Origin of the sequence: Tunturiibacter lichenicola (assembly GCF_051013355.1) — a bacterium.
GTDB classification, from domain to species: domain Bacteria; phylum Acidobacteriota; class Terriglobia; order Terriglobales; family Acidobacteriaceae; genus Edaphobacter; species Edaphobacter lichenicola_F.
The window spans coordinates 2,806,644-2,822,219 of the sequence record NZ_CP132944.1; the positions used below are offsets into that span (position 1 = coordinate 2,806,644).

Sequence of the window (15,576 nt, forward strand, 5' to 3'; positions counted from 1 at the left end):
GCTCAGCAGCATCACTATTGACCGCGTCGTCCTAGGTAAAGACTTCCAAAGTCAATGGACAGTGGTCACTATGGCGGAGCCAGTCTGACTGTTCGCCGACCTCGATTTTCATCCGTTCGCGCCAGCTTTCGGGAGCGAAAATATAGTCAAAGTGAAACGACTTATCAAGCTTCTTCTGGAGATGAAACGTGGGCAGTTTCTCCTCGCCGTGCTTCTCTTTGCGAAGCTCATGATATGCGCTTATCGCACCATGCTTTTTTAGCTCGTCAACCATAGAAGAGTGGTTGCATACCCGCCGATTCTTGTCGAAGACGGCGTTGCTATTAAAATCTCCTGCGACGACGGTCGGGCCGCTCTTGAACCAATTAGGGTGCTCATTAAGGGCGCGATGAATCTGACCTACATAGCTCTCACGCCTGCAGCCTTTGACGTCGCATGCCCAGACGGCAATAAGCGTGAAGGTCTCTGGCCCTGTAACTTCGAATGGAACAACCCATTTAGGGCTAGCCTGATCTGGTTCGAGAAGTTGACGAATAGCCCAGTCGCGCCCATAGAAGACCCCCATTCCTATATTTGGATTATCTCCCACCCAATGACCGGCGTAACCATCGACCGCGAACATCTCCACTGACTTCTTCGAACACTCTTGTACAACAGCGATGTCGGGAGAATTTGAGAAGAGAAGGTGAGCTTTGCCGGTAAACCCTCTAGCACAATTCCAGGTGATAAGTTTCATCCGAAGATTGTAAGCGTCAACGAATTTCCAATCGACAAGCCCCTAATTGAATTGATTTCATCAGGGCCTAGCCTTAGGCGGCAAAACTCCAACCATCCCTTTGGCCAAGGCTTCAATTTGTCTAACGACTCTCCACCTTCCAACCAGATATCCTGTCTTCATCGTTCCACCACTCACCTTGGAGCTACTGAATGCCCTGCGGAAACCGCGTCCTTGCAACCACTGTCTCACTCGCTCTCTCCGCATCTTCGCTCGCAGCTCAGGCTCCCTCCACATCCGACCAACCCACCCGCACGAAACACGCCATGGTCGTCACCATCCATCACGACGCCACCGACGCCGGCGTTGAGATCCTCAAGCAGGGCGGCAACGCCGTCGATGCAGCCGTAGCGGTCGGCTTTGCCCTCGCAGTCGTCTACCCCGCAGCGGGCAACATCGGCGGCGGCGGCTTCATGCTCATTCGCGACAAGCACGGCAAAACTCACTTCCTCGACTACCGCGAAAAAGCCCCCGCCGCCGCCAGCCGCGACATGTACCTTGACGCGCAGGGCAACGTAATCCCGGACATGTCTCTCGTGGGTTACAAGGCGAGCGGCGTCCCCGGCTCCGTCGCCGGCCTCGCCTACGCGCAGAAGCACTACGGCAAACTCACCCTCGCGCAGGACATGGCGCCCGCAATCAAGCTCGCCACCGTCGGCTACACCCTCTCGATAGAAGAAGCCCGCGCACTGCACAGCAAAAACCTCAGCGGCTTCCCCGTCTCTGCCAAAATCTTTCAACGCGACGGAAACTTCTACCGCGAGGGCGACACCTTCAAACAGCCCGAACTAGCCGCGACTCTCAACCGCATCTCCAAAGACCCAGACGAGTTCTACAAAGGTGCGATGGCCCACCAGATCGCCGATTTCGAAAAGACTGGCGGCGGCCTCATCACCGCCGAAGACCTCGCCGCCTATCAGGTCAAAGAGCGCGTCCCCATCCGCGGCAAGTATCACGGCTTCGACGTCATCACCGCCCCGCCACCCTCCTCCGGCGGCATAATCCTCGTCGAGATCCTCAACATCCTCTCCACCTACGATCTTCCAAAACTAGGCCCCGACCGCAGTGCCGCTCAGGTCCACATCATCGCCGAGGCCTTCCGTCGCGCCTACAAAGATCGCGGAGACTACCTCGGCGACCCCGACTTCAACACCCTCCCGATCAAACAGATGACGAACCTGAAGTACGCCGCAGCATGGCGCAGCTCCATCGACCCATCGAAGCCCACCCCAAGCAAAGACCTCGTCCGTCCCGCTGGCTTCATGCCTCCACCGCCCCAATCCACACCGGTCACAGAGCCCACCCAAACCACCCACTACTCCATCGTCGACGCTGACGGCACCGCCGTCTCCACCACCACTACCCTCAACGGCGGCTTCGGCTCCGGAGTCACCGTCCAAGGCCTAGGCTTCCTCATGAACAACGAGATGGACGACTTCACCTCAAAGGTCGGCGTACCCAACGTCTACGGCCTCATCCAGAGCTCCGCCAACTCCATCGGCCCCGGTAAGCGCCCACTCTCCGCGATGACGCCAACCATCCTCACCACACCCAGCCACTGGTACAAACCCGGCAAGCTCGCCTACGTTCTGGGCACACCCGGCGGCTCCACCATCATTACCACCGTAGCGAACAACATCATCAGCACCATCGACAACGGCCTCAACATCCAGCAGGCCGCCGACGCACCACGCTTCCACCACCAATACCTGCCCGACCGCATCGACCTCGAAAAGAAGTTCTCGCCCGACGTAGCCGAGCAGCTCGCCGCGATGGGTTACACCATCAACCGCCTCGCCGTCGCCGACGAGCACAACCCCGGCACCTGGGGCGACAGCGAACTCATCGCCATCGCCCCCAAAACCCACGAGCTGCTGGGCGGACACGACAACCGCCGCGCCTATGGCAAAGCCGCCGGCTACTGAGCCACTTCGCATTCACGTTCACGGGATGATGCTATGTTCCTCCGAAAAGAAGTACTCGCATTTTTTCGGATCGGTAAATCGCTCTTCATCCGGCCTGATGACATTCAAGTAGGACGGCGAATTGCCGAACGCATTGAAGCCATCGATATCCTCGAACCAAAGCTCGACAAGTCCATCTGTGTCGCCCAGATTCGGTCCAACGGGTTTATCACCGGTAATCCAGCATTGCACGTAACGCCGCACGTAGCGCTTTACGTCGGGTTGGCTGGCAAAGAGCGGCGCGTGTACGTTCTTCCAGTGATCCACGTACTGCTCGTGAGTCATATCTGCTCTTCGCCTGCTAAGAATATGAACCTTCAACATGCCTGATTTCTCCTATGTGATCTGTTCCTTCAGCGTGAAATTTGTCCCCAAGCCTCGGAAGTCCACTTCAACTGAAACGGCGTGCTGGCTCGCGATCGAACCGCAAGATCAAGTCGATCTATCTCCAGTGCACCATCTCTGTCTTGCCGCTCTTAGATGCCAGGTTGATCTGATCGATAAATTTATGCATCCGCACTGCGTCGGCAAAGTCTGGCGCATCGTGCGTTCCGTTAAGGCGATCGTTGGAGTGCGCAGCATAGAGGTGCGCTAAATCCTGCACGCTAACATCCAGGGTTGTGGGAGGAATACGCCTATACTCTTCTGGAATTGGAAGCTGCTTCAATCCCCCCGCATCGCCCTGTGCGCCTTCGATCACGTTATTTTCCGTAGACCCGAATGATTTTGTATTCGTGATTTTGAGGTCGCCCTCCGTTCCGGTGATGTCGATCTGCAAACCTGAATTGTTGCGTTTGCCACCTTCGATCTGGATCGAGAAGAGAGCATCATTTTCGAGGCGGCCTATGGCGACAACGCCATCGGGTGTGTCGTTCGGAAAGGATTCTCCGGTTGCGGTCAGCGTCAACTCGGGAAACTGTGTCGCAACGATCGCGCCAACCGTTCTAGGTGCTCCCACCACGTGAAACAGCATGTCCAGAAAGTGACCGCCATAGATGGAGAGAACGTGAGAAAAATTTGCCGCTCCAAGCGACCATGCGAGAGCAGGCGGTCGCGTCGGACCGAAGTAATCCATGCTCACGTGCAGCCGGACGGACCGTATCTTCCCGACATACCCATTCGCCAGCAGATCGCGAAGAAAAAGTGCGCTGCTACCGAGCCGCCGCTGCAGTCCCACAACATGGCGAACACGTGCGGCCTCCGCCATCTTCAACAACGCCTCAGATTCGTGTGTGCTCGTCGTCAGCGGCCACTCGCAGTACACATCTTTTCCTGCTTCGATCGCCGCTCGAACAACTGCCGCGTGTTGCGGGGCGGGCGGAAGTACGACCACCAGATCAACCTCCGGGTGAGTCACAAGTTGCGCCACACTATCGAATGCATACCCTATATCAAAGGCCTTTGCTATCTCATCGGCTGTCGTTCGTTGCCGACTCGAAACGGCCACGATCTCATACTCTGGCAGCAATCGCAGGGCGGGGATATGGCCATATCGCGCCCAGTTCCCAACACCGACCAGGCCCACACGAACTCTCGTTTTACTTACGTTCGCCATAGCAGCCCCATGTCCTTGCCGTAATGTATTCTGCGCAGGCCATAAACGCATCAGAATATTCCTGCTTTTCCGTTAAATTCTCGAGTAGCGATTTGTCGGTCCGTCGCTGCCGATCTTCCCGCGTTGTAATCAGTGTTCCTATCTCAGTTGGCGAAGACACGGGCCAAACCTTAGAATCACCAGCTACTACAAACGCGATAAACTACTGCTCACACTCGGAGGGGGTCGGAGCATGCTGCTCGAACTCGCCAAACCCGTCGCTCTTCTCCTCTGCCTGCTCTCCCTCTTTGCAGTCTTTCACATTGCCTTCTTCACCCTCGAAGACCCGCAGCTTCTTCTCCAGCCGCACCAGGCCATCAACGACAGAATTATCGACTCGCTGCTTCTCCTCGCACTCTCCGCCGGAATCAGCCTCATCGGCGGTCTCATCTTCCGCGAGGCCGAGCCGCTTCCGCACCCATCCCTTTCAGCGACCCTCCCGCTGCAGATCTTCTACTGGGCAACCAGCATCATGGTGGTTCTCTTCTTCCTCGCGCGATTTCTCGAAACCCGCTACATCTTCAGCCCATCGATCCATTGGTAAGCAGGCCAGCCGCCAAAAGCCTCATCTGCATCGAACAGAAGCATGTCGTCTATCCGCATAGGCACTGCCGGCTGGAGCGTCCCGAAGCAGTACGCCAACGATCTTGCTCTGGACGGCACACATCTCGCTCGCTACTCGCACCTCTTCCACTGTTCCGAGATCAACTCTTCGTTCTACCGCTCCCACCGTCTCTCGACGTGGACGGATTGGAGCGCAACTGTCCCCGAGAACTTTCGCTTCTCTGTCAAAGCGCCGAAGGCAATCACCCACGAAGCAAAACTCGCCTGCACCTCAGATCAGCTGAAAGACTTCCTCAGTGAAGTGCGCTCCCTGGTCGAAAAACTAGGTCCGATCCTCTTTCAACTCCCGCCAAAATCAGCCTTCTCCCTCACCATCGCCAAAGCATTCCTCACCATGCTTCGCGATCTTTACCAAGGGCCAGCTGTCTTCGAACCACGCCATCCAACGTGGTTCACAGTTGAAGCAGATCATCTCCTGAAAGAGTTCAACATCGCCAGAGTAGTGGCCGACCCCGCGCGAATACCCGAAGCCGCCACTGCCGGTGGCTCGAGCGAACTCATCTACTGCCGTCTCCACGGCAGCCCGCGCATGTACTACTCCGCCTATCCGGAGACCTACCTGCAAGCCCTTGCCGCCACCATCAACCAGCAATCCGCAAAAGAGATCTGGTGCATCTTCGACAACACCGCCTCCGGTGCTGCGTTCGGCGATGCCTTAAGCCTTAAACGTCTCGTCGCGCATTAAATCTGTGTCGCTGCACATCTACTTGCCTAGCGTCTTATCGATCGCCGCCTGCGCCAGCGGCCCCATAATCGCGTAGCCCTGCGCGTTCGGATGCACGCCATCGAAGCTGATCCCCTCCTTCATTCCACCATCGGGCCCCACCATCGCCGAGTAATAGTCGAGATACGTCACCGAATGATTCACGCAATACCCCTGCAACCAGCTGTTGATCGTCTTGATCTTCGGAGCCGGCGCCAAACCCCTCTTCCACGGATAGTCAGCCGCCGGCGTAATTGAAGCCACAATCACCCGAATCCCATTCGCCTTCGCCAGGTCGATCATGGACCTAAAGTTATCCTCGGTCATCTCCGGCGTCATCGGCCCCGTATTTCCTGCAATATCGTTCGTCCCCGCCAGAATCACTACCACCGACGGATGCAGACTGATCACATCCTGACGAAACCGCACTACCATCTGCGGCGTCGTCTGTCCGCTGATCCCGCGATTCACATACGACCTCCCCGGAAAGAACTCCCCCGTCTCGGGCCGCCGTCCCCAACCGTCGGTAATCGAATCCCCATAAAACACCACTCGCTGCTCGCCCGCGCCGACCGGCCCCAGCGCCGCATTATCCGCCTTATACCTCGCCAACTGCGGCCAATCCGCCAGCTTAGCCTGCATCGTCGCAATCTGCTTCTCCACATCGACGGGAGCCGCTGCAGGTGTAGGAGCAGGAGCAGGAACTGAAGCGGGAGGCGGCACCGTACTACCCATCGTCCCAGACTGCGAATAAGCCACTCCGCCCGTCCAAATCATCCCAATCATTACCGTCACGCAACCCGAAAAGACCGCTCGCCCTAAACTCTTCATCCCATCTCCTCCATAGCGCTCCGATTCTAGCCGAACTCCCGGAAACCTTCGCCTCCTGACACCTTGCGACCTCTCTGCTGTACCTTAAGAGGTGATGCAACTCGGTATCTCCACTCACGTCTTCCTCCCTCAGCGCCTGCACCCCGGCCTGCTCGACGCCTTGCAAAAAAGCGGCGTCCAAACCATCGAGCTCTTCGCCGCCCGCCACCACTTCGACTACACCGACCGCGCCGCCGTCCGCGACATCGCCACCTGGTTCCGCAACACCGGCGTCGGAGCTACCCTCCACCAACCTCTCTACATCAGCGACCGCGCCGACGCCCAGTGGTCCCGCCACGTCGCCCCCAACCTCAACCTCATCGATCCCGAAAAGTCCCGCCGCATCTCCGCCATGGACGAGGTCAAGCGCGCCCTCGAGTCCGCCGAGCAGATCCCCATCACCGCCTGTACCCTCCACCTCGGTTACAAGGACGACGCCTGGAACCTCCGCGCCCTCGAGAACTCCCTCACCGCCATCGAGCACCTCAAGGCCTTCGCCCATCCCCTAGGCGTCCGCATCCTGTTAGAAAATCTCCAAAACGAGATCACCACGCCCGAACACCTCCTCGAAATCCTTAAAGTCGGCCACTTCGACCGAGTCGGTGTCACCCTCGACATCGGCCACGCGCATCTATCGGCACCCGAAAACAACAAAGGCATCGACGAAGCCTTCGAACTCCTGAAGCCCCGCATCGCCGAGCTCCACATCCACGACAACCTCGGCGCAAAGGACGACCACCTCTGGCCCGGCACCGCGGGAATCGACTGGCAGAACATAGCCCGCCATATCGCCACACTCCCAGCCAACACCCCCGGCATCCTGGAGATCGCCCACGAGCTGGAAGAGACAACCGAATCCGCCACCACAAAAGCCACGCAAGCCTTCGACCTCCTCAAGCGAACCACCGAACAACTGCAATCCTCATAAGAATTTTTCATCTTAAGCGCAGTCGGAGAATCTGCTGCGGTTGTTGCAGTTGCTGTTGTCTTCTCTAGGCCCACTCCAGAACTGTCATTTCGATCGATGCTGCTCACACTCTTTGCGAGCAGCGGAGTGGAGAAACCCACGGGTTGCCGTTTGTGTTGTCTTCCTTGCTTATCGTCCCCGCAGGGAACCTGCTTTTTCTGTGACCCATTCTCTTCGGCTTCGTCTAAAACGCCGCCTGCCAATCACATCCAAGCGTCGTCTGCGCGACCTCGTGCTTGTTTGACACTCCCGTAACGTAGGTATACGCTTTTCGCGAATGGGCCCCCCACAACCTGAAATATCCACCAGATTCCAACCCGGGAATCGCGGCTGGACAGGCCTTCTGGTCAATCGACGCAAGAAGGGAGAATCGATGTGAAATCGCACAATTTAATCAGAATCGCCGCGGCAGCCGCCGTGACGTTAGTCATTGTTCTTTTCGCAGGAACGTGGAGAAACTCACGTCCCGTTCAAGCGCAAAACAACTGGGAGCACGAGGAGTCCCTCGTCAGAATCGGATTCCAGATCGCTCCCGTCCCGCTCAACCTTCAAGGCAAGGATAGGGAGCTTGTGGGACTAGGCAGTTATCTCGTCAACGCAGCCGGGGACTGCAACGGTTGCCACAACGGCGGCGGTCCCCCAAACTTCAACTACGCCGCAGGCGGAAACCCTTACTTTGGGCAACCCGCTAAAGTCGATCCCACCACATACCTCGAAGGAGGCTCCGACTTCGGCCCAGCCGTTCCGCCAATCCCCGGTGTCTACCCACCCGCGGCCTACGGAGACTATGTCGGTCCCGACATCATCGCCCGCAATCTGACGCCGGACAAGACTGGCCGGCCCGAAGGCGGCCACACCCTCGCAGATTTCAAGAGGATCCTGAAGACCGGCATCGACTTCGACAAGCTCCACCCAACCTGCACCTCACCTGCTCCCGTGCCTACTCCGGCAAACTGCATTCCGCCTCCCGTCGATGGAGCTCTTCTCCAGGTCATGCCGTGGCCCACATTCCACAACATGACCGACCATCACATGGATGCCATCTACGAGTACCTGAGCGCCATCCCTTGTCTCGAGAGCTCTCCCGATCCCTCGAACGTCCTCCACAACGACTGCGGCACTCCAAAAACGGGCAAATCAATCACCCCTCCCGACGCGCGCCGCAAGAAAAAGGGAGGCAGCAACGGCTTCTAACTGTTTAAACCCCTTCAACGCAGGTGCTCCATTCATGCGGCCCTATCGCGTGAGTGGAGCACCCGCGCGGAGAGTTGCGACGGTTTTTCAACTCGACATGGTTCCTTGGCGGAGCAGATCCGACGTGAAAAAGATGGCGTACGAGTAAACTCATTAAGTCATGTCAGAACTCGCAGCTCCCACCGCCCCCCTCGCCACAATCGCCTCCCTCTCGCAGCACGAAGGCCAGATCATCACCCTCCGCGGCTGGCTCTACAACCTCCGCGCATCGGGCAAGCTGCTCTTCCCCATCTTCCGCGACGGCACCGGCACCATCCAGGGCATCGTCCCCAAAGCCGCCGTCTCCGAAGAGGTCTTCAACACGCTCAAAGAATTAACCCTCGAGTCCAGCCTCACCGTCACCGGCAAAGTCCGCGCCGACGCGAGGGCTCCCAGCGGCTACGAGCTGGACGTCGAAGACGTCACCGTCATTCAAAAAGTCCCCGTCGAAACCCCGTTCCCCATCCAGCTCAAAGAGGCCGGCGTCGACTTCCTCATGGAGCACCGCCACCTCTGGGTCCGCACCCCGCGCCAGTCTGCCATCCTCCGCGTCCGCGCCACCATCATGCGCGCAGCCTCAGAATATTTCGATAACAACGGCTTCATCCGCACCGATCCACCCATCCTCACTCCCAACGCCTGCGAAGGCACCTCCGAGCTCTTCGAGATGGACTACTTCGACGACGATAAGGCCTACCTCACCCAGTCCGGCCAGCTCTACATCGAAGCCACCGCCCTCGCACTCGGCAAGGTCTACAGCTTCGGCCCAACCTTCCGCGCCGAAAAATCGAAGACTCGCCGCCACCTCACCGAGTTCTGGATGATCGAACCCGAGGTCGCCTTCCTCGAGCTCGACGGCCTCATGAACCTCGCCGAAGGTTTCATCACCCACATCGTCACCCGCGTCCTCGAATCTCACCGCGCCGACCTCAAAGTCATCGGCAAAGACATCGCCAAGCTAGAAGCCGTCGTGGGCATCGTCCCGGACGCCGCCACCAATGACGCCGCCTCTCGCCCTGATGTTGAAGTTGAGAACGATTCGTCATCTCGACCGGAGCAACAGACGGCATCATCGTCTGTTGCGGAGCGGAGAGACCCCCGTATTTCGCTCGAAACGCCACAAATGTCGACGCCAGCAAACCGCTTCCCCCGCCTCTCCTACGACGAAGCCCACGCCATGCTCGAAAAAGCCTTCGCCGAAGGCAAGCTCGAAGCCCCCCACAAATACGGCGACGACTTCGGCAGCCCCGACGAGACCTACATCTCCAGCCAGTTCTCGAAGCCCGTCATGATCCACCGCTACCCCGCCGCTTTCAAGGCCTTCTACATGCAGCCCGACCCGCTCGACCCCACCAAGGCCCTCTGCGTCGACGTCCTCGCCCCCGAGGGCTACGGCGAAATCATCGGCGGCTCCCAGCGCATCGACAGCTACGACCTCCTCAAGTCCCGCATCGAAGAGCACAACCTCCCGCTCGACGCCTTCCAGTGGTACCTCGACCTGCGCAAATACGGCAGCGTCCCTCACGCCGGCTTCGGCATGGGCATCGAGCGCGCCGTAGCCTGGATCTGCGGCCTAGACCACGTCCGCGAAACCATCCCCTTCGCCCGCACCTTGAACCGAATCTATCCGTAGTCATGTCTCATCATTGATGAGGCGGGCTGCTATACCTTAATCAAGTGGCCGGACAAGAAATCGCTGTAGAGCTGAACTTGGACGGGAATATTCGCCGCCTTCGCTATTTCGATGAATCCACGATACTGATGAGTATCGTCGGTTAGGAATCTATCGCAATAGGGAAGATATGCGGCCATCATCTGATCGTTCCGGCCCGCTTTATAAGACTGCTTCTTATCCGCTCGCAAGCTACGGTCGTAGAGAGTTAACTCGAAGGCATAGACAAAGGCTCTAGCCGGCGGGCAAACGTCTAGAAAGTCTCTCAGAGTTTCCTCGCTTGGGGTTTCATTGAGAGGTTCACTTTGCGCTACTGAATCTGTACTTCCGAACGCGCCTTCGTATAGCAGTCGAGCAGTATTCCAGAATGAGCCCCCTGGCTTCCGACTCTCCTCTAACCATTCCGAAAACGAATCAAATCGACGCTCTGACTGCTTAAAGAGTAGTTCAAATTCATCCTGAAGTCTCCTGAGTTCAACTGCTTGCTCCGTTACAAGTTTTTCGTCATTCTCCAGAGTGTCTCGGAGAATTGTGTCTTCTACAAAGTCCGCCCGGACGTTCACCTTTGTCCAATCGTAATTTTTGCGATCTTTGTGAAAAGCCTTCACATGAAAATCGATGATCCAATGAGGCGGCATTAGACAAGCACCCGACCTGAGCAAACGACGACAAACCGATATCAGTTGGCTTCGTCTCTCTTCATTTCGAGTTGCGAAAGACTCCTCAAACGCCATCGTGGGAATATTTGAATAATACCCAGCAGTAATAGCAGAGAGAATGCTATCAGGACTCGGATCTCTCACGATCTGGTTGAACGCACTGTTATCAAAGCTCAGTATGGGCCGCATTTTCTGAATGCCCTATGCAGGGCAGGAGAAGAATAACCTGTGCCGCGCATTAGCGCTATCTCAAGCAGTCAATTCTTAACTCGGGTGACGGGACGCCCACATTTAGACAGGGTGGGTGGCCATACATTGAAACTCACCCATACCTCGGGTGCCCCATTCATGCAGTCTCATCGCATGAGTGGGCATTCGCGCGAAGTGCGAATCTTATTCAAACCTTGTAAGGCACCCTTACATCGCGCATCCCCGTCGGGAAATCCTTCACGTTACGAGTAACCAGCTCTCGCCCCGACACCTCGGCCGTCGCTAGAATAATCGCATCCGGCATCTTGATCTTCATCTCCCGCCGAACCACCGCAGCACGTTCAGCGACAGCGCCTGAGACCGGCAGGCACTCAAAGTTCAGCAGAAACGACCGTAGCACTGCCTCTTCCGCAGGCGAAGCCGCGCCCGTCATCACTTCGGTCCACGTAATCATGCTGATCGCGGGATGATTACTCCGCTTCAACTCGCGTGTGGCCTTGGCGACTCCGTTCAGATGATCGATCAAAATATTCGTATCGAATAACTCGCTCACCGCTCCCACTCACCCCGCAGCCGTTCCTGATACTTCACGCCATCCACAGCCTTCTTCTTCCACAGGCCGAATGAGTCCTCCAGTCCCGCCTTGTTCTGCTCCAGGTACCCGGTCACCGCCTGCCGGATCAACTCCGCCCGGGAAACCCGCCGCGCCTTACTCAACACAGTCAGCTGCTCCAACTCTTCTTCAGGCAAATCCACAAGCGTCCGCATCCCACACCTCAAGATGATATACAGCTACGATATCACTAATTGCACATGATAGGCTGCACGGAAAAGCGTCTCATAAGTATTGGTGCCGGCGTCGCATGAGCGGGTTACTTTTGTGTCGCACCATAAAATCCGCCAAATAGGTTAGGCTGAGGTGGCAATAAACACGAACAATCCCCACATACAAAAAGCGACTCGGGCCGCGAACTCACCAAGGAGAAAACATGGCCTCAGTTCTCATCACCGGCACCAGCAAGGGAATTGGCTTAGAAGCAGCGCTAGCCTTCGCAAGAGCCGGCCATCAAGTCTTCGCCACCATGCGCAATCCCACGCAGTCACCGGCCCTGGCAGAGGCCGCAGCCGCAGAAAAACTACCCATCCTCATCTCCAAAATGGATGTGGACTCCGACGCATCCGTCCACGACGCGATCGCGGCAATCCTAAAAGATCACGGACCCATCGACGTCCTCGTCAACAACGCAGGTGTAGAGGCTGTCGGCTCCGTAGAAGAGGTTCCGCTCTCCGCCTTTCGATCCGTCATGGAGACCAACTACTTCGGAGTGCTCCGCTGCACGCAAGCCGTACTTCCATCCATGCGCGAACGCCGCAGCGGCTGCATCATCAACATCAGTTCCGTCGCCGGTCGCATCTGCAACCCGCCACTCACCGCCTACTGCGCTTCAAAGTGGGCGCTCGAAGCTCTCAGCGAAGGCCTCGCCGGTGAGATGAAGACCTTCAACGTCCGTGTCGCCCTCGTCGAGCCTGGCATCATCGACACCGCAATGGCTCGCCGCATCGAACACCCCGAAGCCAAATCACCCTACGGCCAGAGCGCACGCTTCGCCGCCTTATTCGAGCACTCCCTGAAGACTCCCGTCCCCCCATCGCTCGTAGCCGACAAGATTCTCGAAGTCGCTGACAGCGGGACATGGCAACTCCGCCATCCCGTCGGCCCCGACGCACTCGGATTCATTCAATGGCGCACGGCAATGACCGACGAAGACTGGATCGACATGAACGCCGGAGACGACGCAACCTTCTTCGCCAAGTTAGGCGGATCAAGCTAGCAAAAGGTCATTGACCATCCGCTAATTAAATCAACGCTGAGCAACCTTCCGTGTGGTCTGCATCGCACAGGCCGCCGGAACATTCGTCATCTGCTTCGCAAACACCCGATAGCTAACCGTCCCCGACCGCAGCGTCGACCAATACCCCGACCCCGACAGCAGCGGCTTATGCTTCTCGATAATCTGGTGATCCAGAATCTTCACTCCGCACTCGAGATTGTTCTTCGGCTGCAGAATCGTCCTCGCCGGATCGTCCACCTTCAGCTTCTTATCTCGCTCCCAGTCGAAGTCGCAACCATACCGCTTCTGATCTTCGTACGTGAGCTGCAACAGTCCAGAAGTCCGCGCCTGACGCCCGGTTACTTCGTCTTTCACCACCATCTCTGGCTGCGAGTGCTTCGCCTGCACCGTCGGCTCCAGCCCAGCCTCCGCGCCTGCCAGTGCCTGAAAAAAGTAGGCCCAGAATGCACGTTTATCTTCCTCTGACATCCCATAGAACGCCGGACAGAATCGCTTCACATCATGAGGCACTTGCGCCGACAGCATCTCAGGCGGCAAAGCCAGCTCCACAATCTTGTCCCACTCCGGATCCCATGTTGGCCCACCTACCTCAGTCTTCTTCACGTCGATAGGAGTAGGCGGCGCAGGCTTCATCGCTGGTGCTGGAGCAGCAGTAGCCTGCGCTTCATGCTTGCCGCACCCCGCTGCGAGCGTCGGTGCAGCGAGACCAACTACAAGAGCTGCCGCAACTCTCCATGCTCGATCCACGCGCACCTCGATCCGCCAACAAATGTGATCCTTCTCACAGCGAGATGCACGCGCAGGCTACGCGGTTGTAAAAGACGCACTCCCGCTCTCATGCAAAAACCCATTCCTGTCTCCTCAAATATTCACTAACTAACCACCCTCCAACTCTTGCGCCTCTTCCAAACCCAAGCGTAGAGTGGCGGTGCCCAAAAGGAGGGCTCCCTAAATGCCATCTACAAGCATCACGCGTCGCAGCCTCTTCGGAATGGTCTCCACCGCCGCAGTGGCAGGCGCAATGCCATCACTCTTCGCGCCGCAGTCGGCACACGCGCAGCTCGCAAACGCTAACCCTCTCACCAACGCACAAGATCTCTTTACCTCCCTCGCCCGCGGCTTCTCCTTCCAGAACCTAATGATGGACGCCTACGCCTCCGGCTCCACTATCCGTCTCTCCCAGAGCTACAGCGACGCAGCTCTCCTTTCCACCGGCTTCACCTACGACAACGCCGTCGCCATCCACGCCTATCTCTCTCGCGGCCAGCAGGACGACCTCGCCCGCGCCAAAACCCTCGGCCTCGGCCTTCTCCACGCGCAGGCGACAAACTTCCCCGTAGCCGACGGTCGCTTCGCCCAGGCCTACTTCGTCAACGCGCCCGACTCGAGCGGCGCCTTCATCACCCCCGCAGCGTTTCCATTCTTCTTCTACGGCAGCTCCGTCGGCGATCAAGCCTGGGCCGGCATGGCCCTCGCCCAGCTCTATCGCCGCACCCGCGACAAGCAGTACCTCACCGGCGCGCTCTTAGTCGCAAACTGGATCGTCACCAACACCTACAACACCCAGGGCCCGGGCGGCTACTCCTACGGCGCCATCATCAACCAGTTCAATCAATCCCAGCCTTCGCCCAACGGCAAATCCACCGAGGGCAATCTCGACACCTACGCCTTCTTCACCATGCTCCACACTCTCACCGACGGCGGCTGCGCCAACAACGGCATGACCTGGACCGCTCTCGCTCAACACGCCATTCAATTCGTCTTCGCCATGTTCAACCCGAAGGGTCCGTTCTTTTACACTGGCACGCTGCCTGACCAGATCACCATCAATCCCTCACCCATCCCCGAAGACTGCCAGACCTGGTCCTACCTCGCGTTCCTCGACGCACGCTCTCGCGGCACCATCGACTGGGCGCTTGCAAATCTTCAAACCACCGACACCGCGTCATCCCCAAACACCAGCCTCACCGGCAGCCAGGTCGTCCACGGAATGACCTTCTCCGACGTCAGCCTCACCAGCCCCGCCAACGATCCGCACGCAGTATGGCTCGAAGGCACAGCCCACACCGCCGCCGCTCTCACTGCAAGAGTCCTGCGCGGAGGCGAACCGCTTCCGGCTCTCCTTACAGATATCACAAAGGCCGTTCAATTATTGAAAGACATCGAGCACGCGCAGCAGATCCTCGGCGTCGGTCAAACCGCAGGCGGAAGAGTAATCCCCAGCGGTCTCGGCATCGTCGCATCATCGAGCGTCCTCGACACGGGCTTCGGCTTCACCTACGGCCCATCACTCCACATCGGCGCAACTGGTTGGTACCTCATTGCAGGCTTCGCCGCTAACCCATTCCAGCTTGGTTACCGCGTCATCGGATGACAGACGAGAAGCAAATCAACGAGACAAACATCGATGCCCATATCGCAACAAAATCATCTGTCGTGAAATGGGCATCGA

Annotated in this window: 16 protein-coding genes; 8 read left to right on the forward strand and 8 right to left on the reverse strand. The window is 57.8% G+C overall.

Going from position 1 to position 15,576, the window contains the following annotated elements; translation table 11 throughout:
* Nucleotides 1-31 precede the first annotated feature (31 nt).
* The gene (locus RBB82_RS12005) at nt 32-736 is read right to left on the reverse strand and encodes an endonuclease/exonuclease/phosphatase family protein (protein WP_433970694.1); all 705 of its coding nucleotides are present in this window, start codon (nt 734-736) and stop codon (nt 32-34) included.
* Between the two features lie 191 nt (nt 737-927).
* Here RBB82_RS12005 and ggt point away from each other — a divergent pair, with 191 nt between their 5' ends.
* Nucleotides 928-2,700 (forward strand): gamma-glutamyltransferase, encoded by a 1,773-nt coding sequence (gene ggt / locus RBB82_RS12010; RefSeq protein ID WP_433970695.1) that lies wholly within the window; start codon nt 928-930, stop codon nt 2,698-2,700.
* An 18-nt stretch (nt 2,701-2,718) separates the two neighbouring features.
* Here the strand turns inward: ggt and RBB82_RS12015 are convergent, their stop codons facing one another.
* Nucleotides 2,719-3,063, reverse strand: a complete 345-nt coding sequence (locus RBB82_RS12015) for an EthD domain-containing protein (RefSeq protein WP_433970696.1) — start codon at nt 3,061-3,063, stop codon at nt 2,719-2,721.
* A gap of 118 nt (nt 3,064-3,181) precedes the next feature.
* Nucleotides 3,182-4,294, reverse strand: a complete 1,113-nt coding sequence (locus tag RBB82_RS12020; RefSeq protein WP_433970698.1) for a Gfo/Idh/MocA family protein — start codon at nt 4,292-4,294, stop codon at nt 3,182-3,184.
* Nucleotides 4,295-4,526: 232 nt separating this feature from the next.
* Here RBB82_RS12020 and RBB82_RS12025 point away from each other — a divergent pair, with 232 nt between their 5' ends.
* Together RBB82_RS12025 and RBB82_RS12030 are read left to right on the forward strand one after the other, a co-directional pair.
* On the forward strand, nt 4,527-4,877 hold the full coding sequence (locus RBB82_RS12025; RefSeq protein ID WP_433970700.1) for a hypothetical protein: 351 nt from the start codon (nt 4,527-4,529) through the stop codon (nt 4,875-4,877).
* A gap of 42 nt (nt 4,878-4,919) precedes the next feature.
* Entirely contained in the window at nt 4,920-5,642 is a 723-nt protein-coding gene (locus tag RBB82_RS12030) for a DUF72 domain-containing protein (RefSeq protein WP_433970701.1), read from the forward strand.
* An 18-nt stretch (nt 5,643-5,660) separates the two neighbouring features.
* Here RBB82_RS12030 and RBB82_RS12035 read toward each other — a convergent pair whose 3' ends face one another.
* Nucleotides 5,661-6,491: an SGNH/GDSL hydrolase family protein gene (locus RBB82_RS12035; protein ID WP_433970702.1), complete on the reverse strand. Its 831-nt coding sequence runs from the start codon at nt 6,489-6,491 to the stop codon at nt 5,661-5,663.
* Between the two features lie 94 nt (nt 6,492-6,585).
* On the opposite strand from RBB82_RS12035, the gene RBB82_RS12040 reads away from it, so the two are divergent.
* The 3 genes from RBB82_RS12040 (at nt 6,586) to RBB82_RS12050 (ending at nt 10,363) form a co-directional block, all read left to right on the forward strand.
* Nucleotides 6,586-7,458 (forward strand): sugar phosphate isomerase/epimerase family protein, encoded by an 873-nt coding sequence (locus RBB82_RS12040; protein ID WP_433970703.1) that lies wholly within the window; start codon nt 6,586-6,588, stop codon nt 7,456-7,458.
* Nucleotides 7,459-7,872: 414 nt separating this feature from the next.
* Complete coding sequence (locus RBB82_RS12045) at nt 7,873-8,691, forward strand: hypothetical protein (protein WP_433970704.1); 819 nt, start codon at nt 7,873-7,875, stop codon at nt 8,689-8,691.
* 160 nt (nt 8,692-8,851) lie between these two features.
* Nucleotides 8,852-10,363, forward strand: a complete 1,512-nt coding sequence (locus RBB82_RS12050; RefSeq protein ID WP_433970705.1) for an asparagine--tRNA ligase — start codon at nt 8,852-8,854, stop codon at nt 10,361-10,363.
* A 29-nt stretch (nt 10,364-10,392) separates the two neighbouring features.
* On the opposite strand, the gene RBB82_RS12055 is transcribed toward RBB82_RS12050, so the two are convergent.
* The 3 genes from RBB82_RS12055 to RBB82_RS12065 form a co-directional block, all read right to left on the reverse strand.
* The gene (locus tag RBB82_RS12055) at nt 10,393-11,250 is read right to left on the reverse strand and encodes a hypothetical protein (protein ID WP_433970706.1); all 858 of its coding nucleotides are present in this window, start codon (nt 11,248-11,250) and stop codon (nt 10,393-10,395) included.
* Between the two features lie 208 nt (nt 11,251-11,458).
* A complete protein-coding gene (locus RBB82_RS12060; RefSeq protein WP_433970708.1) occupies nt 11,459-11,824 on the reverse strand; it encodes a type II toxin-antitoxin system VapC family toxin in 366 nt (121 codons plus the stop codon).
* Entirely contained in the window at nt 11,821-12,039 is a 219-nt protein-coding gene (locus tag RBB82_RS12065) for a CopG family transcriptional regulator (protein WP_433970710.1), read from the reverse strand. Before RBB82_RS12065 ends, RBB82_RS12060 begins: the two co-directional genes overlap by 4 nt.
* A 221-nt stretch (nt 12,040-12,260) precedes the next feature.
* Here RBB82_RS12065 and RBB82_RS12070 point away from each other — a divergent pair, with 221 nt between their 5' ends.
* Nucleotides 12,261-13,103 (forward strand): SDR family oxidoreductase, encoded by an 843-nt coding sequence (locus RBB82_RS12070; protein ID WP_433970712.1) that lies wholly within the window; start codon nt 12,261-12,263, stop codon nt 13,101-13,103.
* A 30-nt stretch (nt 13,104-13,133) separates the two neighbouring features.
* Here RBB82_RS12070 and RBB82_RS12075 read toward each other — a convergent pair whose 3' ends face one another.
* Nucleotides 13,134-13,871, reverse strand: a complete 738-nt coding sequence (locus RBB82_RS12075) for a hypothetical protein (protein WP_433970714.1) — start codon at nt 13,869-13,871, stop codon at nt 13,134-13,136.
* A gap of 205 nt (nt 13,872-14,076) precedes the next feature.
* Between RBB82_RS12075 and RBB82_RS12080 the strand changes: the two genes are divergently transcribed.
* Nucleotides 14,077-15,498 carry a hypothetical protein gene (locus RBB82_RS12080; protein WP_433970716.1) on the forward strand — a complete coding sequence of 474 codons (1,422 nt, stop codon included), beginning with the start codon at nt 14,077-14,079 and terminating at the stop codon, nt 15,496-15,498.
* Nucleotides 15,499-15,576: the final 78 nt, after the last annotated feature.

What these genes read in the sequence shown, in the direction of transcription:
- RBB82_RS12005 (WP_433970694.1), bottom strand. Translation starts at nt 736, where the DNA reads ATGAAACTTATCACCTGGAATTGTGCTAGAGGGTTTACCGGCAAAGCT.
- ggt (WP_433970695.1), top strand. Translation starts at nt 928, where the DNA reads ATGCCCTGCGGAAACCGCGTCCTTGCAACCACTGTCTCACTCGCTCTC.
- RBB82_RS12015 (WP_433970696.1), bottom strand. Translation starts at nt 3,063, where the DNA reads ATGTTGAAGGTTCATATTCTTAGCAGGCGAAGAGCAGATATGACTCAC.
- RBB82_RS12020 (WP_433970698.1), bottom strand. Translation starts at nt 4,294, where the DNA reads ATGGCGAACGTAAGTAAAACGAGAGTTCGTGTGGGCCTGGTCGGTGTT.
- RBB82_RS12025 (WP_433970700.1), top strand. Translation starts at nt 4,527, where the DNA reads ATGCTGCTCGAACTCGCCAAACCCGTCGCTCTTCTCCTCTGCCTGCTC.
- RBB82_RS12030 (WP_433970701.1), top strand. Translation starts at nt 4,920, where the DNA reads ATGTCGTCTATCCGCATAGGCACTGCCGGCTGGAGCGTCCCGAAGCAG.
- RBB82_RS12035 (WP_433970702.1), bottom strand. Translation starts at nt 6,491, where the DNA reads ATGAAGAGTTTAGGGCGAGCGGTCTTTTCGGGTTGCGTGACGGTAATG.
- RBB82_RS12040 (WP_433970703.1), top strand. Translation starts at nt 6,586, where the DNA reads ATGCAACTCGGTATCTCCACTCACGTCTTCCTCCCTCAGCGCCTGCAC.
- RBB82_RS12050 (WP_433970705.1), top strand. Translation starts at nt 8,852, where the DNA reads ATGTCAGAACTCGCAGCTCCCACCGCCCCCCTCGCCACAATCGCCTCC.
- RBB82_RS12055 (WP_433970706.1), bottom strand. Translation starts at nt 11,250, where the DNA reads ATGCGGCCCATACTGAGCTTTGATAACAGTGCGTTCAACCAGATCGTG.
- RBB82_RS12065 (WP_433970710.1), bottom strand. Translation starts at nt 12,039, where the DNA reads ATGCGGACGCTTGTGGATTTGCCTGAAGAAGAGTTGGAGCAGCTGACT.
- RBB82_RS12070 (WP_433970712.1), top strand. Translation starts at nt 12,261, where the DNA reads ATGGCCTCAGTTCTCATCACCGGCACCAGCAAGGGAATTGGCTTAGAA.
- RBB82_RS12080 (WP_433970716.1), top strand. Translation starts at nt 14,077, where the DNA reads ATGCCATCTACAAGCATCACGCGTCGCAGCCTCTTCGGAATGGTCTCC.